Annotated in this window: 25 protein-coding genes; 10 read left to right on the top strand and 15 right to left on the bottom strand. The window is 69.9% G+C overall.

Annotated features, from left to right (window positions below; all coding sequences use genetic code 11):
• Window positions 1-8: 8 nt before the first annotated feature.
• The 8 genes from tilS to ybgC all read right to left on the bottom strand — a co-directional run bounded on the left by tilS (window position 9) and on the right by ybgC (window position 7,115).
• Window positions 9-1,250: a tRNA lysidine(34) synthetase TilS gene (gene tilS, locus CK951_RS02780; protein WP_096784716.1), complete on the bottom strand. Its 1,242-nt coding sequence runs from the start codon at window positions 1,248-1,250 to the stop codon at window positions 9-11.
• Window positions 1,250-2,074: a tol-pal system protein YbgF gene (ybgF, locus tag CK951_RS02775; protein ID WP_096784715.1), complete on the bottom strand. Its 825-nt coding sequence runs from the start codon at window positions 2,072-2,074 to the stop codon at window positions 1,250-1,252. The genes tilS and ybgF overlap by 1 nt, the downstream gene beginning before the upstream one ends.
• A gap of 4 nt (window positions 2,075-2,078) precedes the next feature.
• Window positions 2,079-2,633, bottom strand: coding sequence for a peptidoglycan-associated lipoprotein Pal (pal, locus tag CK951_RS02770; protein WP_096784714.1), 555 nt, complete (start codon window positions 2,631-2,633; stop codon window positions 2,079-2,081).
• A gap of 84 nt (window positions 2,634-2,717) precedes the next feature.
• Entirely contained in the window at window positions 2,718-4,052 is a 1,335-nt protein-coding gene (tolB, locus tag CK951_RS02765) for a Tol-Pal system beta propeller repeat protein TolB (RefSeq protein ID WP_096784713.1), read from the bottom strand.
• Between the two features lie 70 nt (window positions 4,053-4,122).
• Window positions 4,123-5,406 (bottom strand): cell envelope biogenesis protein TolA, encoded by a 1,284-nt coding sequence (locus CK951_RS02760; RefSeq protein ID WP_096784712.1) that lies wholly within the window; start codon window positions 5,404-5,406, stop codon window positions 4,123-4,125.
• A gap of 10 nt (window positions 5,407-5,416) precedes the next feature.
• Window positions 5,417-5,887 carry a protein TolR gene (gene tolR, locus CK951_RS02755; protein ID WP_096784711.1) on the bottom strand — a complete coding sequence of 157 codons (471 nt, stop codon included), beginning with the start codon at window positions 5,885-5,887 and terminating at the stop codon, window positions 5,417-5,419.
• Window positions 5,888-5,890: 3 nt separating this feature from the next.
• On the bottom strand, window positions 5,891-6,589 hold the full coding sequence (gene tolQ, locus CK951_RS02750; protein WP_096784710.1) for a protein TolQ: 699 nt from the start codon (window positions 6,587-6,589) through the stop codon (window positions 5,891-5,893).
• A 136-nt stretch (window positions 6,590-6,725) separates the two neighbouring features.
• On the bottom strand, window positions 6,726-7,115 hold the full coding sequence (gene ybgC, locus CK951_RS02745; protein ID WP_096784709.1) for a tol-pal system-associated acyl-CoA thioesterase: 390 nt from the start codon (window positions 7,113-7,115) through the stop codon (window positions 6,726-6,728).
• Window positions 7,116-7,381: 266 nt separating this feature from the next.
• Between ybgC and CK951_RS02740 the strand changes: the two genes are divergently transcribed.
• From CK951_RS02740 to CK951_RS02720, 5 genes are all read left to right on the top strand, one after another.
• Window positions 7,382-7,675, top strand: coding sequence for a hypothetical protein (locus CK951_RS02740; protein WP_096784708.1), 294 nt, complete (start codon window positions 7,382-7,384; stop codon window positions 7,673-7,675).
• A 263-nt stretch (window positions 7,676-7,938) separates the two neighbouring features.
• Window positions 7,939-9,066, top strand: a complete 1,128-nt coding sequence (locus CK951_RS02735) for a DNA polymerase III subunit delta' (RefSeq protein WP_096784707.1) — start codon at window positions 7,939-7,941, stop codon at window positions 9,064-9,066.
• Between the two features lie 6 nt (window positions 9,067-9,072).
• The gene (locus CK951_RS02730) at window positions 9,073-9,873 is read left to right on the top strand and encodes a TatD family hydrolase (RefSeq protein ID WP_096784706.1); all 801 of its coding nucleotides are present in this window, start codon (window positions 9,073-9,075) and stop codon (window positions 9,871-9,873) included.
• Complete coding sequence (locus tag CK951_RS02725) at window positions 9,873-10,670, top strand: MBL fold metallo-hydrolase (protein WP_096784705.1); 798 nt, start codon at window positions 9,873-9,875, stop codon at window positions 10,668-10,670. The genes CK951_RS02730 and CK951_RS02725 overlap by 1 nt, the downstream gene beginning before the upstream one ends.
• Window positions 10,667-11,605 carry an AEC family transporter gene (locus tag CK951_RS02720; protein ID WP_096784704.1) on the top strand — a complete coding sequence of 313 codons (939 nt, stop codon included), beginning with the start codon at window positions 10,667-10,669 and terminating at the stop codon, window positions 11,603-11,605. Before CK951_RS02725 ends, CK951_RS02720 begins: the two co-directional genes overlap by 4 nt.
• Here CK951_RS02720 and CK951_RS02715 read toward each other — a convergent pair.
• The 3 genes from CK951_RS02715 to hemC form a co-directional block, all read right to left on the bottom strand.
• Window positions 11,590-14,295 (bottom strand): DUF2339 domain-containing protein, encoded by a 2,706-nt coding sequence (locus tag CK951_RS02715; RefSeq protein ID WP_232520661.1) that lies wholly within the window; start codon window positions 14,293-14,295, stop codon window positions 11,590-11,592. The two genes, CK951_RS02720 and CK951_RS02715, sit on opposite strands and share 16 nt — an antisense overlap.
• A gap of 69 nt (window positions 14,296-14,364) precedes the next feature.
• Entirely contained in the window at window positions 14,365-15,126 is a 762-nt protein-coding gene (locus tag CK951_RS02710; protein WP_096784703.1) for a serine/threonine protein phosphatase, read from the bottom strand.
• A 160-nt stretch (window positions 15,127-15,286) separates the two neighbouring features.
• Complete coding sequence (gene hemC / locus CK951_RS02705) at window positions 15,287-16,255, bottom strand: hydroxymethylbilane synthase (RefSeq protein WP_096784702.1); 969 nt, start codon at window positions 16,253-16,255, stop codon at window positions 15,287-15,289.
• Window positions 16,256-16,332: 77 nt separating this feature from the next.
• On the opposite strand from hemC, the gene hemE reads away from it, so the two are divergent.
• Window positions 16,333-17,364 carry a uroporphyrinogen decarboxylase gene (gene hemE / locus CK951_RS02700; protein ID WP_096784701.1) on the top strand — a complete coding sequence of 344 codons (1,032 nt, stop codon included), beginning with the start codon at window positions 16,333-16,335 and terminating at the stop codon, window positions 17,362-17,364.
• Window positions 17,365-17,461: 97 nt separating this feature from the next.
• Window positions 17,462-18,061 (top strand): hypothetical protein, encoded by a 600-nt coding sequence (locus CK951_RS02695; protein WP_096784700.1) that lies wholly within the window; start codon window positions 17,462-17,464, stop codon window positions 18,059-18,061.
• 27 nt (window positions 18,062-18,088) lie between these two features.
• Here the strand turns inward: CK951_RS02695 and hemF are convergent, their stop codons facing one another.
• Window positions 18,089-18,967: an oxygen-dependent coproporphyrinogen oxidase gene (hemF, locus tag CK951_RS02690; protein WP_096784699.1), complete on the bottom strand. Its 879-nt coding sequence runs from the start codon at window positions 18,965-18,967 to the stop codon at window positions 18,089-18,091.
• Between the two features lie 98 nt (window positions 18,968-19,065).
• Between hemF and CK951_RS02685 the strand changes: the two genes are divergently transcribed.
• Window positions 19,066-19,482, top strand: a complete 417-nt coding sequence (locus CK951_RS02685; RefSeq protein ID WP_096784698.1) for a hypothetical protein — start codon at window positions 19,066-19,068, stop codon at window positions 19,480-19,482.
• Between the two features lie 7 nt (window positions 19,483-19,489).
• Here the strand turns inward: CK951_RS02685 and CK951_RS02680 are convergent, their stop codons facing one another.
• From CK951_RS02680 to clpS, 3 genes are read right to left on the bottom strand one after another with little or no spacing between them, the layout of a single operon-like run.
• Window positions 19,490-20,299: an SDR family NAD(P)-dependent oxidoreductase gene (locus tag CK951_RS02680; protein ID WP_096784697.1), complete on the bottom strand. Its 810-nt coding sequence runs from the start codon at window positions 20,297-20,299 to the stop codon at window positions 19,490-19,492.
• 13 nt (window positions 20,300-20,312) lie between these two features.
• On the bottom strand, window positions 20,313-21,314 hold the full coding sequence (locus tag CK951_RS02675) for a class I SAM-dependent methyltransferase (protein ID WP_096784696.1): 1,002 nt from the start codon (window positions 21,312-21,314) through the stop codon (window positions 20,313-20,315).
• Window positions 21,315-21,329: 15 nt separating this feature from the next.
• Window positions 21,330-21,650 carry an ATP-dependent Clp protease adapter ClpS gene (clpS, locus tag CK951_RS02670; RefSeq protein WP_011338417.1) on the bottom strand — a complete coding sequence of 107 codons (321 nt, stop codon included), beginning with the start codon at window positions 21,648-21,650 and terminating at the stop codon, window positions 21,330-21,332.
• A gap of 172 nt (window positions 21,651-21,822) precedes the next feature.
• Here clpS and CK951_RS02665 point away from each other — a divergent pair, with 172 nt between their 5' ends.
• Window positions 21,823-22,536 carry an HAD family hydrolase gene (locus CK951_RS02665; protein WP_096784694.1) on the top strand — a complete coding sequence of 238 codons (714 nt, stop codon included), beginning with the start codon at window positions 21,823-21,825 and terminating at the stop codon, window positions 22,534-22,536.
• 217 nt (window positions 22,537-22,753) lie between these two features.
• Window positions 22,754-24,145: a D-alanyl-D-alanine carboxypeptidase family protein gene (locus tag CK951_RS02660; protein WP_198402428.1), complete on the top strand. Its 1,392-nt coding sequence runs from the start codon at window positions 22,754-22,756 to the stop codon at window positions 24,143-24,145.
• Window positions 24,146-24,238 lie beyond the last annotated feature (93 nt).

The raw sequence follows: 24,238 nt of genomic DNA, 5'->3' as shown, positions 1-24,238 counted from the left end.
CGGGGCGTTCAATGCGATAGTAGAGAAAGAAAATCGTCGTTTCGCAACGGATCGGCAACCGCGCTCCAGCCCGCGGCCTTGCCCGCCAGCGGGGCGGCCACCAGTCGATCGTCCCGCCAGACCGAAGGGGAGGCCAGAAGGCTTGCCCGCGGCAGCCCGGTCCCGCGCCAGTCCGGGCAGAGCGCAAGCCCATCCGGCCCCAACGCCCGGATCCGCAACCCCTTGTCATCCGGCGGATTGTCGCGCTCGGGGCCCGTCAGGCACCACCGGCCGTCCCACCGCGCGCCCACCGGGGCCACGAGGCTCCGCACCGCCTGCCATTCGCGGAAGATGCGCAGCCCCTCCGCGCGCCGGACGAGCCGGCAGCCGTGCAGCGTCACGGATTTCCCCTCGGCCAGCCGCCGGGTGGCCTGCGCCAGCGCCGGGCCGCGCGGGCCGTATTCCGCCGAGGCGACCCATAGAATCGCCTGCCTCAGCAGACGTCGCAGCACCTCGGCGGGAAGATCCAGCGCCGCAGGATCCAGAAGGACGTCCCCTCGGTCGAGGCGCTGCACCCGCCCCGCCGCCTCGCGCGTCTGCACGTCAAGCGCGTCGCGGACCTCGGCAAGGTGGCCCGCCACCTCGGCCAGCCGCTCGGAGCCAAGGCCGATCCCTGCCAGACCCTTCATCGCCTTCCGCACCCGCGCCCGGTCGAAGGCAGGGTTCTCGTTCGACGGGTCCTCGACCCAGCCGGCGCCGCGCCGGCGCAACTCGTCGCGCAACTCCTCGCGCCCGATGCCGAGCAGGGGCCGCAGCCACAGCATCCCCTCGTGCCGGCGCCGCGCCTGCATGGCCGCGAGGCCGTCCACGCCCGCCCCGCGCGCAAGCCGCATCAGGAAGGTCTCGGCCACGTCGTCGCGCGTATGACCGAGCGCCACGGCCTCCAGCCCCTCGGCCCGCGCCCAATCGGCGATCAGCCGGTAGCGCGCGCGGCGGGCCTGATCCTGCAGGTTGCCGCGCCCCTCCCACCCCTCCCAGCGCAGGATGTCGTGCGGCACGCCGAGGCCCGCGCAGACGCGGGCCACCTCGGCAGCCTCCAGCGCAGCCTCGGGACGCAGGCCGTGATCGACCGTCACCGCCCGCGCTGCAATCCCGGCCTCGGCCGCAAGGTGGAGAAGCGCCATCGAGTCGCCGCCCCCGGAAACGGCAAGGCCCAGGGCATGCACATCGGCGAGCCCCGGGCCGTTCAGGAACCGCTGCAAGAGCGGCATCAGTTGCAGCCGAGGCCCTGCATGGCGGTGGCCGCCTCAAGGGCCGGGGCGCTTCCGGGGAAGCGGGTGCCGACCTCGGCCAGCGTCACGCAGGCTTCGGGAGTCTGCTTCAGGTCGCCCAGCGCCCGGCCCAGCTTCAGCAGCGCCTCGGGCGCTCGCGGGCCGTTCGGCGCGCCCGAGAAGCTCTCCAGATAGGCGCGGGCCGCGTTCGCGGTCTCGCCCAGCTGGCTCAGCGCCTCGCCGCGCAGGAAGTGGGCTTCATAGGTCAGGGGCCCACCCGTATAGGTCTCGGCGAAGGTCTTAAAGAGGTCCGCGGCGGTTCGAAAGTCACCTTGACCGAGCACCTCCTGGGCCCGGTCGAAGTCGGCTTTCTCGGAGACGGCCAGTTCCGCCCCACCCGCATCGGCAGCCGGAGCCGGCGCAGGGGTTGCCACAGGCGCCGCCGGCGCCTCGCCGCCGAGCGGCTTGGTTTCGCCGAGGGCACCGATATCGCAGCCCTCCTCGAGTTCGCAGACCCGGAACTCCAGATCGCCCACCCGGTTGGTGCCGTCCGCCACAACCCGGTTGATCCGAAGCTCCAGCTCCTCGGCCTTGGCGGTCACCTGCGACAGCGCCGCCTCCATCGCGTCCATGCGCTGAAGCGCCGAACCCCCGGCCGCGCCGGAGGTCGCAGCCCCGGTCGAGACCAGTTCGCGCTTGAGCGAGTTGAACTCGGCCTGAAGCGTTCCCAGCTCGGCCTTGATGTCGGCGAGCGTCTGCGCCCGATCCTGCGCCGCCGCCGAGAGCGGCGCCAGCACCAGCGCTGCGGCCCAGATCAGGCGCATCGGGTCAGGCCCCCGCGCCCATCGAGAGCACCGTCACCGCGCGCCGGTTCTTGCCGTAGCATTCCTCGGTCGAGCAGACCTCCACGGGGCGCTCCTTGCCGTAGGACACCGTCTTCATGCGCGAGGGCGCGACGCCCTTCGAGATCAGGTAGTCCTGCACCGCCGAGGCGCGACGGGCGCCGAGGGCAAGGTTGTATTCCCGCGTGCCCTGCTCGTCGGCGTGGCCTTCGATGATGATGGCGTAGTCGGCGTTCGAGGCGAGCCATTGCGACTGGGTGTCGAGCGTGGCGCGCGCCGTGTCCGACAGCGTGCTCTGGTCCACCGCGAAGAACACGCGGTCACCGAGCGTCTGCTGGAAGTAGGCGATCGAGCTCGGGTCGTTCGGCCCGCCGAGGCCCTGGCTGTCGATGCCGCCCGCGCCATAGCCGCCCATGCCGGCGCCACCCGCGCCGCCCATGCCGGCGCCGCCCGCCCCGCCTGCGCCATAGCGGTCGGGGTTGTTGCAGGCGGCAAGGCCAAGGGCCGCCAGAAGAACGAGAGCCTTCGGAAGATGGGTCATCGGATTGTCCTTCGCAGATCGGGCGCAGTGCGGCCGAAGGTAACAGGTTTGGCCGCCGTGGGAAACGGCGGCCGGCGTGTCATGTCAGGGCAGAAGCGGCGACCATGCCGGGTCCGAGGCCGCCACGCTCAAGGGCACCCGCTTGAGGTTGCGCCCCGAGATGTCGACCGAGTAGAGCGCCGGCTGCCCGCCTGCCCCCGCGCCTTCGCGGGTGAACATCAGGACGCGGCCGTTCGGCGCCCAGGTCGGGCCCTCGTCGAGGAACGAGGCGGTGAGCAGCCGCTCTTCCGAGCCGTCGGTGCGCATCACGCCGATGTGGAAGCGGCCCTGATGCTGCTTGGTAAAGGCGATGAGGTCTCCGCGCGGCGACCAGACCGGCGTGCCGTAGCGGCCCGCGCCGTTCGAGATCCGCCGCGGCTCGCCGCCGCCGGCGGACATGATGTAGAGCTGCTGCGTGCCCGAGCGGTCGCTTTCGAAGACGATCTGGCTGCCATCGGGCGAGTAGCTGGGCGCGGTCTCGATCGAGGGCGCGTTGGTCAGCTGCCGGCGCGAGCCCGACGCGGTGTCGAGGGTATAGATGTCGGTGTTGCCACCCTGCTCCAACGAGAAGGCCACGGTGCGCCCATCGGGCGCGAAGCGCGGGGCGAAGGTCATGGTGCCCGGCTGCTCGGCCAGCCCCTTGGTCGCCAGCGAGCCTACGTTCATCAGGTAGATCCGCGGGAAGCCGGTCGAGTACGAGGTGAACAGGATACGGTCGCCGGTCGGCGAGAAGCGCGGCGCAAGCACGATGGACGAGGAATCCGTCAGGTACTGCACGTTGGCGCCATCGTAATCCATCACGGCAAGGCGCTTGGCGCGGGCGTTCTTCGGCCCCGATTCCGAGACGAAGACCACCCGGCTGTCGAAATAGCCGCCCTCGCCGGTGATCCGGCTGTAGGCCACGTCGGCCACCTTGTGCGCCATGCGCCGCCAACCCGAGGCGGAACCGGCGAACTGCAGACCCTCGCCCAGCGGCTGGTCGGAGAAGACGTCGTGAAGCCGGAACTTCACCACCACCCGGTCGCCCGAGGCCGAGACCGAGCCGGTCAGCAGCGCCTGAGCGTTGATCGCCTTCCAGTCGGCATAGGCGATGGGCGCGTCGAAGCTCGTGACGCGGCTGATGTGCGCCGAGGCGGGGATCTCGCGGAAGAGGCCGGTGCCCGACAGATCAGAGGCGATGACGCGCGCGATGTCCTGCGCAAGCTGCGAGGCGCCGCCGTTCTCGGCCACGAAGTCGGGAATGGCGAAGGGCAAGGGTTCGATCACGCCTTCGGTGATCTCGATGCGCAACGGCCCGTTCTGCGCCACGGCCGGAGCGGCGGCAGGCAACAGAAGGGCAAGGGCCAGGCCCATCGGGGCGAGGGTTCTGAACAGGGTCATGGAGTCCTCATGCTCTCCGGGTTCGGTTGGACCGGGCAGGGGCCCGGAAGCGGATGGCGGGGCCGAGAGATCATTTCATCCGCATCCCGCTGGGATCGAACACCATCTCGACCTCGCGCCACTGGTCGTATTTCTCGGCCGGCAGCGGGAAGCCCCGGGCGCCGCAGCGGATGACGGCACGGCGCGCGGCCTCGAAGGCTTGCCGGGCGCCGGCGTCGCTGCCGCCGCTCGAGTCGATCATGCGGATCGAGCCCGCGTCAGGCTTGCCGTCCTGGCCCATGGTCATCGCGACCGTCACCGTCGTCGCCAGCGCCTCGGTCGACAGCGCGCCCACGTTCCAGCACTGCTGCACGGCGACGCGGAAGGCATCCTTCTCGCCGCTGGTCATCGGCGGACCGGACCGCGCCGGGGCCGAGGGCTTCTCGGACGGCTCGTCCTCGCCGCCGCCCATCGCCTCGGCCAGCGCATCGTTGATGGCATCCGTCTCGGCCGGCCTGGAGGCGGGCTTTTCGGCCGGCTTCTCCGACGGCTTGTCGGCCGGCTTTTCAGCCGGTTTGTCGGCGGGCTTGTCGACCGGCTTCTCCTCGCTGTCGCGGCTGGCCGAAGCGGGCTTCGGTTCTTCCTCGGCCGCCGGCTCGGGTGCCGCGGCGCGCTTCGGGCGCACCTTCGGCCGGGTCGAGCTGGTGGGGGCGAGCTGCGCCACTTCCTCGGTCTCGGTCGCTTCGGTCACGATCTCGGTCGTGGCCTCCTGCGGCGCGGCCTGCGGCTTCTCCTCGACCTTTTCCTCGGCCGGCTTCTCGGCATCCGGCGTCACCGCGGGTTCCGGAACCTCGGCGACCTCGGCCTCCGGCTCCGGCGCCTCGGCGGGCGTCGGCGCCACGCGGGGCGCGGGCTTCGGCTTCGGCCGCGGGGAGGATTGCGGCACGAGGATCGGCTGTTCCACCTCGGCCAGGGGCGCGACCGGCTCGGGCGCCTCGGCGATCTCGGGCTCGGGAACCGGCGCGATGTCAGGCGCCGTGGGGGCGGCATCGGGAGCGGGCGCGGGCGCGGGTTCCGGGCGCGGCTCGGGCGCGGGCGGCGGAGGCTCCTCGGCCACCGGCTCGGGCGCGGGCGCGGGCTCGGCCTCCTCGGGCGGCGGCGCGGGCTGCGCGGGCTCGGCCGTGGCTTCCGGCGGGGTCTCGGACGGCGCGGTGGCCGCCGCGGTCATGGCGTCGAACTCCTCGCTGGTCATCAGCGAGACGGAGGTCACGGCAACTTCGGGCGCATGGTCGGGCTGGAAGAACCAGTCGCCGAACAAGAGCCAGAGGATCAGGCTCAGGTGCCCGATGCCGGAGATGATGACCCCCTTGTTCATGATGTGGGGCCTAGCCGTCGTTTCCGCCGAAGGTCGGGCCGCCGACATCCGTCACCAGCCCGATGTCCTGGAAGCCGCCCTTGTTGAGCGCGCCCATCACCTGTGCCACCCGCTCGTAGGGTATCGAGCCGTCCGCGCGCAGGAAGACCTTCTTCGAGGTCCGCTCGGCCGCGATGGCGGAAAGCTTGGGGATCAGATCGGCCTCGGCCGTCTCGGTGGTCTGGATCATCAGCCGGCCGTCGGCGACCAGCGTGATGGTCAGCGGCTCCTCCTGCTCGGTCGGAAGCGCGTTGGCCGCCGTCTCGGGCAGCTTCACGGGAACGCCCACGGTCAGCAGCGGCGCGGCCACCATGAAGATGATGAGAAGCACGAGCATCACGTCCACGAAGGGCGTGACGTTGATCTCGGACATCGCGGCCGAGGCGCCGCGACGACGGCCGCGCCGGCCCCCGCCGGACTTCTTGATGACGCCCGCACCCATCGGTCAGGCCGCGTCCAGCTGGCGCGACAGGATGGTGGCGAATTCGTCGGAGAAGGCGTCGTAGCCGCCGATGATCCGTTCGGAATCGGCATTGAGCTTGTTGTAGAACACCACGGCCGGGATCGCGGCCACGAGACCGAAGGCAGTGGCGAGCAGCGCCTCGGCGATACCCGGCGCCACGACGGCGAGGTTCGTGTTCTGCGAGATCGCGATCTGCTCGAAGGCGTGCTTGATGCCCCAGACCGTGCCGAAGAGGCCGATGAAGGGCGCGGTCGAGCCGGTGGTGGCGAGGAACGACAGGCCCGCGTTCAGCCGCTCGCTCTCCTTGTCGATCGCCACGCCCATGGAGCGGTCGATGCGCGACTGGGCGCCCGCGATCAGCCCGCCATCGTTGCGGTGGCTGCGGCGCCACTCCAGCATGCCGGCGGCAAAGATCTTCTCGGACGCGCCCTCGGGCTGGGGACCCAGACGCTCGAAGAGCTCGTCCAGCGGCTCGCCCGACCAGAAGGCGCGGTCGAAGATCGAGGCCTCGCGCCGCGCCAGACGGAACATGATGTGTTTCTGGATGATGATGGCCCACGACCAGAAGGACATGACGATCAGCAGGATCATCACGAACTTCACGGTGAGCGTCGCGCGCGCGAAGAGGGCGAGCATGGAGAAATCAATCTCCTGCGCCGTCGCAAGGGTTTCCGTTTCCATCTGCCTGCTCTCTTGGGGCCGTTCTGCGGGCCGTTCCTTACAGGTGATTCTATCCGGCTTTTAGAGGGATTGCCAACACATCTGCGTCAAGTGGCAAATGGGTGCCACCTGTCGCTGCGACCCCTGATGGCGCCTCTCAGCCGAGGCGCTGGCGGACATCCGCCGGAAGCCGGGCCGCCCGGCCCTCTGCATCCAGACATACCAGCACCACGCGCGCGGCGAAAAGCTTCTCGTCGTCGCGCCAGACCTCCTGATCCAGCACGATGCGCGCGCCGCCGGTCTCGACCAGCCGGGTCTCGACCTCGAGCAGGTCGTCGAAGCGGGCCGGACGCAGGTAATCGGCCTCGACCCGGCGGACGGCGAAGACGATCCCCGTCTCGTCGCGCAGCCGGCCCTGGTCGATGCCCTTTCCGCGGACCCATTCGCTGCGGCCGCGCTCGATGAACTTCAGATAGTTGGCGTAGTAGACGATTCCCGCGAGGTCGGTGTCCTCGTAGTAAACGCGAAGGGCGAAACGGTGGCTCATCGGGGCCTCGGGGCTCGGATCGACTCGGGTTCCCGACTAGCGCGAAGGCCGGCACCGAACAAGGAAGATCCCGGATTTGCTGGTAAAAATTTCGCAGGTCCCGCCGGGCCGGCGCGGTGCGAGTGTATGCCGCACCTTGTTCCGCGCGTTTCTGCGTGAGGAAGCCGCGCCGCGTGCTAACGTCAGGACCGCAGGTGCATCCGCATCGTTTCGAGGCGTGTTGCGCGTCTGATCATGAGTTCTAATGCCCGTTAGAGGAGAGCACTATGTCTGATATGGAAAAGGCGATGTCGCAGATGCTGGCCGACATGACGCCGAAGAAACTGCCCACCAACGAAGAGATCTTCGGCAAGGGCGCGGAACTCGGCGATGCCAAGGCGATGGGCTTCACCGACATGCTCGAGTCCATGACCCCGAAGAAACTGCCGACCAACGAAGAGATCTTCGGCCAACTGGCGGAGCTCGACACCACGGCTTTCGACGAACTGCTGAAGATGATCACGCCCCAGAAGCTGATGTCGTACGAAGAACTCGCGAAGATGTTCGGGATGAAGCTCTGACGACCTGAACGGACGCTGACCCCCAGGGGCCCGAGCGGCCGGCCGATGGGCCGGCCACGTCGCATTTTGGGGCACCCGTGGCGGACGCGCCCTGTGGCAGGAGCCAGCCGCGAGCGGCGGAATGGCTCCTGCACGTCGCACCGTGGCGCAGCTTCGGGCCACCGATGACCGCGCGAGGCGCTTGCATTCCCGGCTCCCGTCATCCTACCTCCGTCCTGCGCCCCGGCTGACAGGATGGCGCCACGCCCATCCGAGAGGGAGCAATGGCGCAGCCCGCGCAGGATGACATTCCCGAACCCGACCGCGTCGAGGGCGCCCCCCACCCGCGCCAGACGGCGCGTCTCTTCGGCCATGACCGTGCCGAGGCCGAGTTCCTCGCCGCCTTCACCTCCGGCCGGCTGCATCACGGCTGGCTGATCACGGGTCCGCTCGGCGTGGGCAAGGCGACGCTGGCCTGGCGCGTCGCGCGCTTCCTGCTGGCAACCCCGCCCGACGGCGGGTTGTTCGCACCCCCTCCGCCCGCCTCGCTCGACATCCCGGCGGAGCATCCGGTCGCGCGCCGTGTGGCTGCCCTGTCCGAAGGGAGCCTGTTCCTGCTCCGCCGCGCCTGGGACGAGAAGGCGAAGCGGCTGAAGACCCAGATCACGGTCGAGGAAGTGCGGCGAATGAAGTCCTTCTTCTCGCTGTCCTCCGCGGACGGCGGGCGACGGGTCGCCATCGTCGATCCGGCGGACGAGATGAACCCCTCGGCCGCGAACGCGCTGCTCAAGCTGCTGGAGGAACCGCCCGCAGGGGTGACGATCCTGCTGGTCTGCCACCAGCCCTCGCGGCTTCTGCCGACAATCCGTTCGCGCTGCAGGGAGTTGCGGCTGACGCCGCTGGGGGCCTCCGACATGGCCCGCGCGCTGGAGGCGGCCGGGGTCGAGGCAAGCGATCCGGCCGCGCTTGCCGAACTGGCCGGCGGTTCGGCCGGCGAGGCGATCCGCATAGCCAATCTCGACGGCATGAAGCTCTACGCCGCGCTGGTCGGCCTGCTGTCCGGGCTGCCCCGGCTCGATCGCGGAAAGCTGGTGGCGCTGGCCGACGCCGCCTCGGGCAGGGGAGCCGAGGCGCAGTTCGATCTCATGCTGTCGCTGATCGACCTCTTCCTTGCCCGTCTGGCGCGTGCCGGCACGCTGGGGCGGACCCCGCCCGAGGCCGCCCCCGGCGAGGCGCAGCTGATCGCGCGCCTTGCGCCCGATCCGCAGACCGCGCGGGGCTGGGCGGATCTCGCGCAGTCGCTGGGAAACCGGGCGCGGCGCGGGCGGGCGGTCAACCTTGACCCTGCCGCGCTTCTCATGGATATGGTTCTCAGGATCGACGAGACGGCGGCGCAGCTCGCCCCAAGGTAAGCCTGGATGACGCCCGAACCCCTCCTGCCGCAGATCGTCGACAGCCACTGCCACCTGGATTTTCCCGACTTCGAGGGCGAACTGCCCGAGATCGTCGCCCGTGCGCGGGCGGCTGGCGTGACGCGGATGGTGACGATCTGCACCCGCCTGCGGCATGAGCCGCGCGTCCGCGCGATTGCCGAAGCCTTCGACGGCGTGTTCTACGCCGCCGGCACCCATCCGATGAGCGCGGCCGAGGAACCGATGGCGACGGTCGAGGAGCTGGTGGCGCTGGCCGCGCATCCCAAGTTCGTCGGAATCGGCGAAAGCGGACTCGACTACCACTACACGCCGGAAAGCCGCGGGGCGCAGCAGGAAAGCCTGCGCATCCACATCGAGGCCGCGCGCCGCACCGGCTTGCCGCTGATCATCCACGCCCGCGACGCGGACGAGGACATGGCCCGCATCCTGACCGAGGAGCATCGCGCCGGCGCCTACACCTGCGTGATGCACTGCTTCTCCTCCGGCCCCGCGCTGGCCGAGGCGGCGCTGGATCTGGGCTTCTACCTGTCCATGTCCGGGATCGCCGCCTTCCCGAAGTCGGCCGAGCTGCGCGCGATCTTCGCAGCGGCACCGCTCGACCGCATCCTGCTCGAGACCGACAGCCCCTACCTCGCCCCCCCACCCCACCGCGGGCGGCGCAACGAGCCCGCCTATACCGCCCATACCGCCGCGAAGGGGGCCGAGGTCTTCGGACTGAGCCTCGCGGAATTCGCCGCGGCAACCACGGCAAACTTCGACCGGCTGTTCGCGAAGGCCGCCGCCTGATGGCGCGTCTGCGCTGCACCATCCTCGGCTGCGGCTCGTCGGGGGGCGTGCCGCGGCTGGGCGGCCATTGGGGCGACTGCGACCCCGCCAACCCGAAGAACCGCCGCCGCCGCTGCTCGATGCTGATCGAGCGGATCGACAACGGCGGCACGACCCGGGTGCTGATCGACACATCGCCCGACCTGCACCCTCAGCTTCTGGATGCCGGGGTCGGCGTTCTGGATGCGGTCGCCTGGACCCATGCCCATGCCGACCACGTCCACGGCATCGACGACCTGCGCCAGATCGTCTTCAACATGCAGAAGCGCCTGCCGGTCTGGGCCGATCCGGTCACGCAGGATTCGCTGCTGACGCGCTTCGGCTATGCCTTCACGCAGCCGTCCGGATCGCTCTATCCGCCGATCCTTGAGCTGAACACCATCGACGGCCCGTTCGAGATCACCGGCGCCGGCGGGACGATCCGGCTGCAGCCGTTTGAAGTCAGCCACGGGCCGACCGATGCGCTGGGGTTCCGCGTGGGCGGCATGGCCTACCTGCCCGACGTGCTGTCGATCCCCGAGGAAAGCTGGGTGCATCTCGACGGGCTGGAGATGTGGGTGCTCGACACGCTGCGCCGCAAGCCGCATCCGACCCATGCCCATCTCGACCTGGCACTCGAATGGATCGGCCGGGCGCGGCCCGAGCGCGCGATCCTGACCAACATGCACATCGACCTCGACTACGAGACGCTCGCGGCCGAACTGCCGGCCCATGTCGTGCCGGCCTACGACGGGCTGAGCTTCGACCTCGACGCATGAGCGCGCTGATCGATGTCATCCTGCCGGTCTTCCTCGTCATCGGGTTCGGCTACGCGGCGGTGCGGGCCGGGCTGATCTCGGACCTCGCCGTCGATGGGATCATGCGTTTCGCGCAGAACTTCGCGGTGCCCTGCCTGCTGTTCTCGTCCATCGCGCGGCTGGACCTGTCGGCGAACTACGACGTCGGGCTCTTCGTATCGTTCTACGCCGGGGCCTTCGCCGGATTCTGGGCAGGCTTCCTCGGGGCGCGGCACCTGTTCCACCGACCGCTCGAGGACTGCGTGGCCATCGGCTTCGCGTGCCTGTTCTCGAACTCGCTGCTTCTGGGCCTGCCGATCACCGAGCGCGCCTATGGCCCGGACGCATTGGCCGCGAACTATGCGATCATCTCGATCCATTCGCCGCTCCTCTACGGTTTCGGCATCACCTTCATGGAGATCGTGCGCTCGCACGGGATGGGCCTGTCGAAGCCGCGTCTGGCGCGGCAGGTGGTGACGGCGATCTTCAGCCAGCCGCTGGTGATCGGCATCACGCTCGGCTTCATCGTGAACCTGTCGGGCATGGCGCTGCCCGAGGTCATCGACGGCGCTGTCGGCATGATGGCGCGGGCGGCGCTGCCCACGGCGCTCTTCGGGCTTGGCGGCGTGCTGATGCGCTATCGGCCCGAGGGCGACATGAAGGTGATCGGCATGATCACGGTCCTGTCGCTGGTGGTGCATCCGGGGGTGGCGTGGCTGCTTGGCCGGTATGCCTTCGGGCTGGACACGGCGCAGATCCGCTCGGCCGTGGTCACCGCCGCGATGGCGCCGGGGGTGAACACCTATCTCTTCGCCAACCTCTACGGCGTGGCGAAGCGGGTGACCGCCTCGGCCGTGCTGATCGCCACCGGCACGTCGATCCTGACGATCTGGCTCTGGCTTCAGGTGCTGCCCTGATCGCCCGCCATCGCGCGGCGCACCAGCGTGTTGAGCCACGCCATCCCCGCCAGCACCAACCCAAGGCAGAAGAAGCTCAGCACCCGGACGAGGCCCGAGAGGCCAGCGGCATCCCACAGGAAGACCTTGGCCACCGTGACCGCGATCACCAGCATCGCGAGGCGCCGCAGGGTCTCGGACCGGCGCTGCACGGCCTGCCAGAGCAGCGCCGCGCCGCAGACGAGCATCGCCACGGTGTAGCTGTAAAGCTCGCCCTGCAGCACCAGCGGCGCATCGATCCGCGCGCCGTGCCAGAGCCGGCGGATCTCGAGCACCGCCCATAGCAGGACGAGCGCCCCGCCCGCCAGCTGCACCGGCCGCCGGATCAGGCCCAGACCGGGAATGACCGCGGCGGCGGCGATGATCAGCGCCCCCGGCAGCGCATAGGCCACGGCAAGGCTGTCGAGCAGCGGCACGCCGAGGATCCTGCCCGACTCGCCCGCGATCAGCGGGTTGGCCGGAACCACCGCCATCAGCAGGAAGGCGGCGGCCACAGCCCCCGCCGCAGCCGCCAGCGCGCGGCGGAGCTTGTCCGGCAGGCCGTCACCCCTGACGCGCCAGAGCTGCGTCACGGCCACCACCAGCCAGGGCAGCGCCTGCAGCGACAGGAACCAGTGCGTCTGGAATCCGCGGTCGAGGTCCGTCGCACCGAACCAGCGCAGGAGGAGCACGTCGACCAGCAGCGCGGCCCAGGCGACGGCCGCGCTCTCCGCCACCGTCCGTTCCATCCGCCGCTCCTCGGGCAGCAGGGCCCGCGCCGCAGCGGCAGCCGCGATGGCACCGAGGAAGGCCGCCAGCACCTGCTCCACCGGGGCGAACCGCGCCCAGTCGAAGCCGGGATCGGCCAGCAGCCGGTAGCTGATCGCGACGGCGCCCAGTTGCAGGAACCAGCCCATCTCGACCAGCCGCAGACGCCGGTCGAGCCAGGCCGCGACCACCACCAGCACCCCGAGCGCCAGCGTCAGCGCCGCCGCCTCGAGAAGCAGAGTCATCGCAAGGGCGACGCAGGAGAGCGCGGCGAGCACGGCCCAGGCCATCGGCCTCCGGTCCTCGAGCCCGGCCCAGCGCAGCGCGAACCAGGTCATCAGCGCAGCGACCGCCATCACGTGCAGCGCCCAGGGCAGATTGCCCACCACCGGCGCAGGCTGCCAGCGGAACTCCAGCAGCGCGGCGGCGACGGGCGCGACCAGCACGGCCGCCAGCGCGAGCGGCCGGAGCAGGCTGCCCCAGGCCCGGCCGGAGAGCGCCATGGACACCACGCCGGCCATCAGCAGAAGCGCCGTGGCCGTGGCCGGGGGCGCGGATTCCGGCGCGCGCAGCGCGATGGCCTGAAGGGCGAAGCCGCGCGCCATGCCCTCGGCGGTCCACAGATGCGCGAGGAAGGCCAGGGCTGGCAGGATCGCGAGGTCGCCGATGCCGGGCGCGCGCAGGCTCATCACCACCAGCGCGACCGAAAGGCCGGCGAGCGTGCCGAAGGACCAGAGGCCGTCGATGCTCAGCCACAGCGCGAGCGAGGCCACCGCCACCATGCCCAGCGCCAGCCGCACCGGGAAGGCGGGGAAGCCCGCTCCCAGCAGCCGGTCGCTGAGCGCGGGCGCCTCGTGGTCGGGGATCGGCGCGCGCGCGGGCACCACGACGGACAGCCCGACGAACCCCGCCAGCGACAGCGCCCAGCCCCCCTCCCCCGCCCCGCCGAGGAACATCAGGAAGGCGCCTCCGACGCCAACCACAAGCGCCAGCACCGAGACCCAGCCCCAGCGTCGGAACGCATCCACCGCAAGACCGAGGAAGGCAATCAACAGGTAATAGGGATAGAGCATCGCCGTGGCGCCGCTCTCCCCCGCCACGAGGAAGGGCGCCGCGCCGGCGCCGGAAAGGCCCATCGCGACCAGGAAGGGCCCGTGACGCCAGCCCAGCAGGACCGCGCCCAGCGTGGTCGCGACCAGCCCCGCGAGCGTCAGCGACGGGCCATAAAGCATGTAGAGCAGCCGTCCCGCAACGATCCCGGCATAGATCGAGACGAGACCCGCGGCCGAGAACACGGACGGAAGGTAGAGCGCCGGCGCCTCGTCGCCCTCGCCGCCGCGGCGGCGCACCCATTCGCCCGCTGCGACCAGCGCGAGGCCGAAGGCAACCGCCGCCGCGACGCGCAGAGGGGGCGGCAGCAGGCCCGCCTCGATGCCATATTGCACGAAGAAGATCCCCGCGAAGGCAAGCGAGACGGCGGAGAGCGTGAAGGCCCAGTTGGTCCTCAGCCACAGCGCAAGCGCCGAAAGCCGGTCGGCGCGGAACACCACGGCCCTGCTGTCCGTGCCGGACGGCAGGGGTTCATCCTGTGGCGGCCCGGGGCGCGGAGTGCGGCCGGCCCATGGACCCGCCGCGAGATCCGCCACGGCGGGCTCGGGTTCAGCCGGGGCTTCGAAGGCGGCCGTCGGCACTGGCGTAGCGGCAGCCGGTTCAACTTGCGGTGCGGGCGTCGCCTCTGGCGTAGCTTGCGGCGCGGGCGCCAGCGTCGCCAGTGCCGCCTCGAGCCGGCCGATCCGGTCGAGCAACCGCCTCTGGCGCAGCCAGAGCAGGACGGTCGCGACGGGCGTTCCCAGCAGGATACCCAGAATCGCCAGCGCCATCAGGATGATCACACCGTCGCCCACCGCACGCCTCCTGCCGCCGTCGCCTTGCGCCACGATGACACGGATCCCGCGCCGGGGGCAGAGGGTCCCTCAGGGCTGGCGCTGGTGCTCGGTCACATAGGCCAGCGCCAGCGGCAGGGCGCTCAACTCGCGCGAGCCGGGGCGCGCGAGGCGCAGCGCGGTGGCGGCGGGCGCGACCATGGAGAGCAGCAGCGCCATGCGGTGCACGGCGGGCCAGGTGCCCTCGGGGGCGTGGGTCAGGTAGGCGCCCAGCGCCGCGCCCAACACGTCATGCGCGCTGCGGTCGGCACACAGGCAGGAGTGGATGAAGATCATCACGTCCAGCGCGAAATGCCGGTTGCGGCGGCGGCGCTCCGCATAGCGGGCAAGGCTGATGAAGCGGGCGCACTCGCCGTCCCAGCAGATCGCGCGCATCGTTGGCCGGCCATGGGTGAACCCGGCCCGATGCACCTTCCCCAGCGCCTCGCCTGCCGCGGCAAAGGCGGCCGTCCGCTCGCGCGAGCGGACATCGGAGGAGCGCAGCAGGTGGCGCAGGTTGGCGCCCGCGTCGCGCGTCACCAGCCAGTCCGTGTGCCCGTCCACCATCGCCACCACAGGCAAGCCGGCTTCGGCCATCCGGGCATAGCCCTCGCGCTCGCGCCGGAGCAGGCGGCGCATGTCGCCCTTGCGCTGCCAGGCGCGGTGGGTGAGGTCCTCGACGCGTTTCAGCCAGAGTTGGTCACCGTCCGGCAGCGGCAGCGGCCGGATCCGCACCGGCGGCTCGCGGAGGGCGTTGGCGATCACCTCGACGAAGGGATCGGCGGCGGGAGTGGCTGCATCGGCCTGTGACATGACTCGCACCCCGGCGGCACCATGCCGTCATATCCGAAGGTTACCAGCGTTCCGCCCTCCGCCGAGAGCGCCTGTTGCCGCACCCACGCAAGAAAATGTCGCGGCGGACAGGAAAAGGGCGGCCGCAGGGGCCGCCCTCGGGATCACGTCGATCAGGGATTCAGCGCCAGCTGAAGAAGTCCTTCGGCGCCCGGCCCAGCAGTTCCGAGGCGAGTTCCGCCCCCAGCGCCGCCGCATCCGGGATCGGGCCGCGGATCTCGCCCGAGATCGACTCTGACCCGTCGGGCCGCAGGATCTCGCCGCGCAGCCAGACCTGATCGCCTTCCAGCACCGCAAGGCCGGCGATCGGCGTCTCGCACGAGCCGTCGAGCTTCAGCAGGTAGCTGCGCTCAGCCGCAAGCCGGTGGCCGGTGGGGACGTCGTGGATCGCGGCCAGCATCTCCTGCGTGCGCGGGTCGTCGATCCGGCGCTCGATCCCGATGGCGCCCTGCGCCACGGCCGACAGCATGTCCTCGGGCTCGATGGCCACGCGCGGCACGTCATCCATCTTCAGCCGGTTCAGCCCGGCCATCGCGAGGAAGGTGCCCCGCGCCACCCCGTCCGAAAGCTTCTTGAGACGGGTCTGGAGGTTCCCCCGGAACTCCACGATCTGCAGGTCCGGGCGGCGGTTCAGGAGTTGCGCGCGGCGGCGAAGGCTCGACGAGCCCACCACGGCGCCCTGCGGCAAATCAGCCAGCCCCCCTTCGGCGAAGGTGATGAAGGCGTCCCGCGTGTCCTCGCGCGGCAGGTACGTGTCGAGGATCAGCCCCTCGGGCTGAAGCGTCGGCATGTCCTTCATCGAATGCACGGCGATGTCGATTCCCCCGTCCAGCAGGGCCTCCTCGATCTCGCGCGTGAACAGGCCCTTGCCGCCGATCTCCTTCAGAGGGCGGTCCAAGACCTTGTCGCCGGTGGTTTTTATGACCACGATTTCGAATGCCTCTTCCGGCAGCGAGAACGCGGCCGACAGGCGGCTGCGGGTCTCGTAGGCCTGAGCCAACGCAAGCGGCGAGCCGCGCGTGCCGATCTTGAGGGGTTCAGCGGGGGTGGGCATGGTGTGTGTCATGCCGATTTGGTTATCGCTGTCCATTTGCCCTGACAACTCCCCATATTGACATCCCATGCGCAGCTTGGGAACCAGCACGCAAGCTGAGAAGGAGCACCTCCATGACGAAGACGATGCTGCGGTCGCTGAAGGGCGAGACGCTGCCCACGCCCCCGATCTGGCTGATGCGTCAGGCTGGGCGCTACCTGCCGGAGTACCGCGCGACCCGCGCCCAGGCGGGGGACTTTCTCTCGCTGTGCTACAACCCCGAACTCGCCGCCGAGGTGACGCTGCAGCCGATCCGCCGCTATGGCTTCGACGCGGCGATCCTGTTCGCCGACATCCTGCTGCTGCCGCAGGCGCTCGGCGCGGATCTGTGGTTCGAGACGGGCGAAGGCCCGCGGATGTCGACGATCACCGACATGGCCGGGGTCGAGGCGCTGAAGGGCCGCGATGACATCCACGACAAGCTCGCCCCGGTCTACGAGACCTGCCGCATCCTCTCCCGCGAACTTCCCAAGGAGACAACCTTCATCGGTTTCGCCGGGATGCCCTGGACGGTCGCGACCTACATGATCGCGGGCCGCGGGTCGAAGGACCAGGCCGCCGCCCACAAGCTGAAGGATACCGACCGTCCGGCCTTCGTCGCGCTGATGGACCGGGTGACCGACGCCACGATCGAATATCTCTCGAAGCAGGTCGAGGCCGGCTGCGAGGTGGTCAAGCTGTTTGACAGCTGGGCCGGATCGCTGAAAGGTCAGGACTTCGAGGATTTCGCGGTCGCCCCGGCGAAGAAGATCATCGCCGAACTGAAGGCGCGCCACCCGGGCCTGCCGGTCATCGCCTTCCCGCGCGAGGCGGGCGAGGGTTACATCGGTTTCGCCGAAAAGACCGGCGCGGATTGCGTGGCCATCGACAACTCCGTCAGCCCGGAATGGGCGGCCGAGAAGGTTCAGGCCGGCAAGACCTGCGTGCAGGGCAACCTCGACCCGAAATACATGGTGACGGGCGGCGAAGAACTGGTGGCGGCCACGAAGCGCGTGGTCGAGGCGTTCCGGAACGGCCCGCACATCTTCAACCTCGGCCACGGCATCACCCCCGAGGCCGATCCCGAGAACGTGACGCTGCTGATCGAGACGATCCGCGGCAAGTGAGACGCGCGGGGCGGCTCACGCATCCTTGAGCCGCCCCCGGTTGCCTTCCTCGGCCCCAGCCGACAGGTTCGCCCGCAGCCTGATATGCGGAATCGCCATGCGCCCGGCCCTCGTCGCCCTTCTGCTCCTTGCCCCGACCGCCGCCGCGGCCAAGCCGCAGGCCTGCCTGACCTCGCTCGAGGGCTTCCCCACCGCGCTCAGCTACGACAGCGAGGATCAGGAGGTCCGCGCCAACCGCTCGACGCGCGAACGCTGGCTCGGCGGCTATGGCGACATCACCTGCCCCGGCTATGTCACGCTGCGCGCCATGACGCCCGGGCTGAACGACCGCGAGCGGTCGGTGTTCTGCCTGCAGTTCGACCACGAAACCGACACCTACACCGGCTTTGCCGAGGGCAAGCGCGACGCCTATGTGCATTGCGCCCAGCCCACGGGCGCCTTCTGCGAGAAGGTCAACGCCTCGGCCGAGACCGCCCGGAAGGTGGCGGGCGCCGCCGGCCGGGTGCTGAACGGCGTCCAAGCGGTTGAAAACAGCGCCGGGGCCGTCGTGCTCTCGGGCTCGACCGGATCGGTTTCGGCCGCGCTCTCGAACCTCGGCGCCACGGCGCTGCCCATCGTCAGCGCCCCGGCCACCCTCGCGGCGGCCGCGGTGACGGTGGTGGCCGTTGGTGGCGCGGTCTATGTCTGCAGCGAATAGACCGTCGGAAGGCGCTGGCCCCGTCCGTCAGACCCACTTGGCCAGCGGCGGCAGGCTCATCAGCACGGCATTGGCGTCGTGGCCGGTCTCGAGCCCGAACTTCGTGCCCCGGTCATAGACCAGATTGTATTCGGCATAGAGCCCGCGGTGGATCAGCTGCGCGTCGCGGTCGGCCTCGGTCCAGGGTGTGGCGACCCGGCGTTCGACCAGCGGCACGAAGGCCGGCAGGAAGGCGCGGCCGATCTCTTGGGTGAAGGCGAAGTCGGCCTCCCAGTCGCCGGTGTTCAGGTCGTCGTAGAAGATGCCGCCGACGCCCCGCGCCCGCCCACGGTGGGGGACGAAGAAATACTCGTCGGCCCAGGCCTTGAAGCGGGGATAGGCGTCGGGCGAATGCGCCTCGCAGGCGGTGCGCAGGGTGGAGTGGAAATGCTCGGTGTCCTCGGGATATTCGAGGCAGGGATTGAGGTCGGAGCCGCCGCCGAACCACCAGGCGTGCGGTGTCCAGAACATCCGCGTGTTCATGTGCACCGCCGGCACATGCGGGTTCTGCATGTGCGCGACGAGGCTGATGCCCGAGGCCCAGAACCGCGGGTCCGCCTCCATCCCCGGCACGCCGCGGGCCGCCATGGCGCGCTGCGCCCGCTCGGCCAGCCGTCCGTGGACGGTCGAGACGTTGACGCCCACCTTCTCGAACACCCGGCCGCCGCGCATCACGCTCATCAGGCCGCCGCCCCCGCCGCCCTCGCGCTCGGTCTCGGTGACCTCGAAGCGCCCGGGCGCCGGGTCGGTGGGGGACGTGCCGGCCACCGCATCCTCCAGATCCTCGAACGCCGCGAGGATCTGGTCCCGCAGGCTTCGGAACCAGGCGGAGGCCCGGGCCTTGTGCTCGTCCATGCCGTCAATCATGCAAACCTCCCACAGCTTTTCCGCGAGAGCTAGCAGCTTTGCCGCCGTCGATCCAGAAACCACTGGCGCGGGACCGGGAAACGGGTAGCTTCGGGGACATGAGACGCGCCGGCCCCCTGATCCCGCTGTTCGCTCTTCTTGCCGCCTGCGGCACGCCGCAGGAACGCTGCATCGCGCAGGTGACGCGCGACCTGCGCGTGGTGGACGAGCTGATCCAGGAGGGCGAACTGAACCTCGCCCGCGGCTACGCGATCGAGGAGGTGACCGACTATCGCCCGGAATGGGTGGATTGCGGGCCACCCTTCGTGCGCTACCGCGCCAACGGCGAGCGGATCTATTACCCGCCGCGCCGCTGCTTCGACCAGGTGCCCTATACCGTGCGCCAGCCCAAGGCGATCGACCTTGCCGCCGAGGCCCGCACGCTTGAGCAACTGAAGAAGAAGCGCGTCCAGTTGGCGCGGCAGGCGATTCCCGCGGTGGAGCAGTGCCGCGCGTTTTACCCCGAGACGAAGTAGCCCGCCTTCAGTGAACTGCCGCGCAGGCCGGGTCGATCAGGCTGCGCCCGCCGTCCAGCGTGACGACCTGCCCGGTCATGAAGGCCGCCGCATCCGAGGCGAGGAACTGCACCGTCTCGACGATCTCGGACGCCGCGGCGATGCGCTTCATCGGCGTGCGCTCGGTGATCGCGACGCGCAGCCCGGGCGCGTCCTTCAGCGCGTTCTGCAGGCTCGCGCTCATGACCGAGCCGAAGGAGACCGCGTTCACCCGGATGCCCCTCGGCGCCAGCGCGACGGCCATCGAGCGCGTCATCTGCTCGACCGCGGCGCAACTGATCGAATAGGCCAGCAGCTCCGGCTGGGTGCGGATCGCGGCGATCGACGAGAGGTTGATGATCGAGCCGACCTGCGCCGGCTTCTCCTCGCTCTTTTCAGCGCGCGCGATCATGCGCTTGGCGGTCAGCTGAGTCAGGCGCAGGCTGGTCAGCAGGTTCTGCTGCAAGAGCGTCTCGACCGCGTCCTGCTCGGGGCAGAGCGGATCGGAGGTGGCGATCTGCCGGCTCGCGTTCACCAGGATGTCCACCCGGTCGAAGGCATCCACCGTCGCCGAGAGCAGGTTGGTGATGGTCAGCTTCTCGCGCAGGTCGCCCGCGAACATGCGGACGGGACCTTCGGCGCGGGCTTCCTCGCCCACCTGGTCCTCCAGCCGGGCCTCGTCGATGTCGACGAACATCACGTTCGCCCCCTTGTCGACGAAGTGGCGCGCGACGGCGAGACCGATGCCGCTGGCGGCCCCGGTCACGATGGCCGTCCTGCCGGCAATGACTAGTGACATGCAGTGTCTCCCGTTACGCGCGCGATACGCCGACCTTCTCGGGCCGGGAGGCGCGGACGATCCTGAAGGCGGCATCGCCGCCGATCTCCTCGACCTCGCGGAACAGCGCGCGAAGTCCGCGGTCATAGGGCAGGTGACGGTTCGCCACCAGCCAGAGCACCCCCTGCGGCTGCAGAAGCCGCGCCGCGGCCTGCAGGAAGCCCAGCCCGAGCGCCGGATCGGCCTCGCGCGTGGTGTGGAAAGGCGGGTTGCAGACCACGACATCCGCGGCCTTCGAGAGCCGGAAGCGGGTCGCGTCGGCCCAGTGGAAAAAGGCGCGCGGGTCGGTGACGTTCAGCCGCGCGCAGGCCAGCGCCGCGTGCTCGGCCTCGACCAGGTCCAGCCGCTTGACGTGGGGCCGCTCCAGCACCGCGCGCGACAGGTAGCCCCAGCCGGCTCCAAGGTCGACCACCCGGCCCGACAGCTCCGCCGGCAGGGCCGCCAGCAGCAGCGCCGAACCGCGGTCGGGCGCATCGGCCGAGAAGACTCCGGGCAAGGTGCGGAACCCGCCCTCCACCGCGGTCAGCCGCGCCGCCCAGTCCTCGAGCCCCGGCCCCGCCGCGAAGGTGAACAGCTTGCCATGCGCCTTGGACAGGGTGGCCGAGACCGCAAGCCGTTCGCCCAGATCCCGGTAGATCGCCTCGATCCCGTCGGTCTTCTGCCCGTCCACCACGATGGGCCCGCCCGGTTCCACCGCCGCCGCGGCCTCGGCCAGAAGGGCCCTAGCCTCGTCGCGCGACCGTGGCAGGCAGACGATGGCGGCGGCATGACCCTGCCCTCCCTCGACCGCCACGCGGTAGCCCTGCGCCGCGAAGGCATCATGCTCGGGACGGAAGCCCTGCACGATCAGCAGGCGATCCTTCGGCAGGGCGGACAGGTCGTCGCCGGCGCGCGCACGATAGACCGCGATGCTGCCCGCGTCAGGCAGCACCACCGCGCCTGTCTCCAGCGCCAGTGTCAGCCGTGCAGATCGCATGCGGGGGCCTGCGGCCTATTCCTTTTCCATGGTGCATTGCAGCGGATGCTGATGCCGGCGGGCGAAGTCCATGACCTGCGCCACCTTGGTCTCGGCCACCTCGAACGAGAACACGCCCACGACGGCGAGCCCCTTCTTGTGGACGGTCAGCATGATCTCGAACGCCTGCGCGTGGCTCAGGCCGAAGAAGCGTTCCAGCACATGCACCACGAATTCCATCGGCGTGTAGTCGTCGTTCAGCAGCAGCACCTTGTACAGCGGCGGCCGCTGCGTCTTGCTGCGCGTCTTGGTCAGGATCGACGTGTCGTCGCCGGGACCGCCCGTCTTGTCGGACATCTGAAGCGGACGAAGGGTCAAGATCGTGGCTCCTGCCGATGCGCGGATTCGAAGGGATGGACGAGACGCACAGTATAATCCATTTTCGCGCGTCGGAAAGAGGCGCGCATGACGCGGAAAGCGTTGCAGGCCGCGCAGGAAACTGCGTAATCCGGCAGCAGCGGGAGGGGCCATGAACCGACGCATCACCACCATCGCGTTCGACGCGGACGACACGCTCTGGCAGAACGAGACCTTCTATCGACTCACTCAGGAGCGGTTCACCGGCCTTCTGGCCCAGCATGCCAGCCCCGACCACCTGCACGAGCGGCTGCTGGCGGCCGAGCGGCGCAACCTCGGCCACTACGGATTCGGCATCAAGGGCTTCATGCTGTCGATGATCGAGACCGCCATCGAGGTGACCGAGGAGCGCGTTCCCGCCAATGTCATACGCGAGATCATCGCCGCCGGTCAGGAGATGCTGGCCCATCCGATCGAGCTTCTGCCCCATGCGCGCGAGGCCGTGGAGGCGCTGGCGGCCGATCACCGTGTCATTCTTGTCACAAAGGGCGATCTTCTTGATCAGGAGCGCAAGCTCGCCCAGTCAGAGCTGGGCGAGCTGTTCGACGCGGTCGAGATCGTCTCGGACAAGACCACTCCGGTCTACGAGCGGATCTTCCGGCGGCACGGCGACGGGCCGGAGCGCGCGCTGATGGTTGGTAACTCGTTGAAATCGGACGTCATTCCCCCGATTGCCGCCGGGGGATTCGGCGTGCATGTGCCGCATGGCCTGACCTGGGCGCTGGAACATGCCGATCCGCCGGACGGTCATCCGCGCTTCTTCACCCTGCCCGACCTGGGCGGGCTGCCGGCGCTGGTGGATCGGCTTAACGGGAATTTCCCATAACTTGAGGTTCTTGGCCCCGGCTGCCCCAGATCTGCCACAGCCGATGAACAGCCCGTGAAAACCCCTTGAAACTCAGGGGTTTTCCTGAATCGACGCCTGTGCTAGCGTCGGCGGCAAATCAACAATCTCCCCGGACGATCAAAAAAGAACCGGCGGAAACGAGGCAGGCAGAAGGACAGGCGACGTGACATCGCATCTGGGGCAGTACGTCCGCAAAATGCTATTCGTGGCCGCGGCTGGGGTTCTGGCGGCGCAATCCGCCCTCGCCGCACCCTATGCGGCCATCGTGATGGACGCCCGAACGGGCGAGACCCTCTACGAGACCAACGCCTCGACGCGTCTCCATCCGGCGTCGCTCACCAAGATGATGACGCTCTACATCACCTTCCAGGCGATCCAGCGGGGCGAGATCTCGCTCGACAGCATGGTGACGGTCACCAAGAACGCGGCGGCCGAGCCCCCCTCCAAGCTCGGCCTGCGGGCGGGCCAGCGCATCGCCCTGCGCTACCTGATCCGGGCCGCCGCCGTGAAATCGGCCAACGACGCCGCCACCGCGATCTGCGAGGCCGTCGGCGGGTCGGAGGCAGCCTTTGCCGAGCGGATGAACCGCACGGCGAAGGCCATCGGGATGAAGGGCTCGACCTTCCGGAACTGCAACGGGCTGACCGCCGAGGGCCACCTGTCCACCGCGCGCGACATGAACCTGCTGGGCCGGCGGCTGTTCTTCGATTTCCCGCAATACTACAACATCTTCTCGCGCCGCACCGCCGATGCGGGCGTCGCGACCGTGTCGAACACCAACACGCGCTTCCTTGACGCCTACAAGGGTGCGGACGGGATCAAGACCGGCTACACCTCGCCCGCCGGCTACAACCTGACCGCCTCGGCGCAGCGCGGCAACAAGCGCATCATCGCCACCGTCTTCGGCGGCAAGAGCACCGCGCACCGCAACGCCAAGATGGCCGAGCTGCTCGACCTCGGCTTCCGCGAGGCGCCGACCGGCGCGAAAGTCCGCCGGCCCGAGCCCATCGACATGAACGCGGTCGCCGTGGCCTCGGCGCAGGCGGTCGCGGTGGAGCAGCCGCTCCAGACCGTGCTGACCCGCTCGCCGCGTCCCCTCGCCCGTCCGGGCTCCAGCGCGGCCATCGCGGCCGCCGCCAAGGTGGACACGATGCAGGGCGGAATCGAATCGGCGCTGGCGGCCTCCCTGCAGGACGACGTCGCGATGCAGGTGGCGCAGGCGGTCGCGCTGGAAGGCGAAGGCTCGGACTCGGGCCTCGCGCCGCGCGAGCGTCCGGCGATGCGGCTGGCGGCCGCCTCTCCCTCGCCGGTGCCCACCTCGCCCGAGGTGATCACGCGGATGTCGACCTCGGGCGGGCGGCACTGGGGCGTGAACGTGGGCCGCTTCCCGTCGCGCAGCGCGGCCGAGCGCCAGCTCATGCGGATCGCGCTGGCCGAAAGCGGCACGCTGAACGACGGGCTGCGCAAGATCATGGAACGCTCGGGCGGCTATGACGCGAATTTCATGGGCCTGACCCAGGAAGAGGCGGATCTGGCCTGCCGCCGCCTGCAGGCCCGCGCCATCCAGTGCTTCGCCATCGGCCCGTGACCCTCACGAGCTGAAACGATTCCGCAGCAAGGCCCGCAGCCCACAGGCGCGGGCCTTTCCCATGTCCGGTGCAGGAATGGAGCCGACGACCGC

It is taken from the genome of Rhodobacter sp. CZR27, from assembly GCF_002407205.1.
Lineage (GTDB): Bacteria > Pseudomonadota > Alphaproteobacteria > Rhodobacterales > Rhodobacteraceae > Cereibacter_A.
Note: the sequence above shows the minus strand (reverse complement) of the source record. Positions and strands in the feature narration are given on the sequence as shown.

Coding starts and splice junctions, on each gene's coding strand:
- tilS (WP_096784716.1), bottom strand. CDS start 1,250: ATGCCGCTCTTGCAGCGGTTCCTGAACGGCCCGGGGCTCGCCGATGTG.
- ybgF (WP_096784715.1), bottom strand. CDS start 2,074: ATGCGCCTGATCTGGGCCGCAGCGCTGGTGCTGGCGCCGCTCTCGGCG.
- pal (WP_096784714.1), bottom strand. CDS start 2,633: ATGACCCATCTTCCGAAGGCTCTCGTTCTTCTGGCGGCCCTTGGCCTT.
- tolB (WP_096784713.1), bottom strand. CDS start 4,052: ATGACCCTGTTCAGAACCCTCGCCCCGATGGGCCTGGCCCTTGCCCTT.
- CK951_RS02760 (WP_096784712.1), bottom strand. CDS start 5,406: ATGAACAAGGGGGTCATCATCTCCGGCATCGGGCACCTGAGCCTGATC.
- tolR (WP_096784711.1), bottom strand. CDS start 5,887: ATGGGTGCGGGCGTCATCAAGAAGTCCGGCGGGGGCCGGCGCGGCCGT.
- tolQ (WP_096784710.1), bottom strand. CDS start 6,589: ATGGAAACGGAAACCCTTGCGACGGCGCAGGAGATTGATTTCTCCATG.
- ybgC (WP_096784709.1), bottom strand. CDS start 7,115: ATGAGCCACCGTTTCGCCCTTCGCGTTTACTACGAGGACACCGACCTC.
- CK951_RS02740 (WP_096784708.1), top strand. CDS start 7,382: ATGTCTGATATGGAAAAGGCGATGTCGCAGATGCTGGCCGACATGACG.
- CK951_RS02735 (WP_096784707.1), top strand. CDS start 7,939: ATGGCGCAGCCCGCGCAGGATGACATTCCCGAACCCGACCGCGTCGAG.
- CK951_RS02730 (WP_096784706.1), top strand. CDS start 9,073: ATGACGCCCGAACCCCTCCTGCCGCAGATCGTCGACAGCCACTGCCAC.
- CK951_RS02725 (WP_096784705.1), top strand. CDS start 9,873: ATGGCGCGTCTGCGCTGCACCATCCTCGGCTGCGGCTCGTCGGGGGGC.
- CK951_RS02720 (WP_096784704.1), top strand. CDS start 10,667: ATGAGCGCGCTGATCGATGTCATCCTGCCGGTCTTCCTCGTCATCGGG.
- CK951_RS02710 (WP_096784703.1), bottom strand. CDS start 15,126: ATGTCACAGGCCGATGCAGCCACTCCCGCCGCCGATCCCTTCGTCGAG.
- hemC (WP_096784702.1), bottom strand. CDS start 16,255: ATGGACAGCGATAACCAAATCGGCATGACACACACCATGCCCACCCCC.
- hemE (WP_096784701.1), top strand. CDS start 16,333: ATGACGAAGACGATGCTGCGGTCGCTGAAGGGCGAGACGCTGCCCACG.
- CK951_RS02695 (WP_096784700.1), top strand. CDS start 17,462: ATGCGCCCGGCCCTCGTCGCCCTTCTGCTCCTTGCCCCGACCGCCGCC.
- hemF (WP_096784699.1), bottom strand. CDS start 18,967: ATGATTGACGGCATGGACGAGCACAAGGCCCGGGCCTCCGCCTGGTTC.
- CK951_RS02685 (WP_096784698.1), top strand. CDS start 19,066: ATGAGACGCGCCGGCCCCCTGATCCCGCTGTTCGCTCTTCTTGCCGCC.
- CK951_RS02680 (WP_096784697.1), bottom strand. CDS start 20,299: ATGTCACTAGTCATTGCCGGCAGGACGGCCATCGTGACCGGGGCCGCC.
- CK951_RS02675 (WP_096784696.1), bottom strand. CDS start 21,314: ATGCGATCTGCACGGCTGACACTGGCGCTGGAGACAGGCGCGGTGGTG.
- clpS (WP_011338417.1), bottom strand. CDS start 21,650: ATGTCCGACAAGACGGGCGGTCCCGGCGACGACACGTCGATCCTGACC.
- CK951_RS02665 (WP_096784694.1), top strand. CDS start 21,823: ATGAACCGACGCATCACCACCATCGCGTTCGACGCGGACGACACGCTC.
- CK951_RS02660 (WP_198402428.1), top strand. CDS start 22,754: ATGCTATTCGTGGCCGCGGCTGGGGTTCTGGCGGCGCAATCCGCCCTC.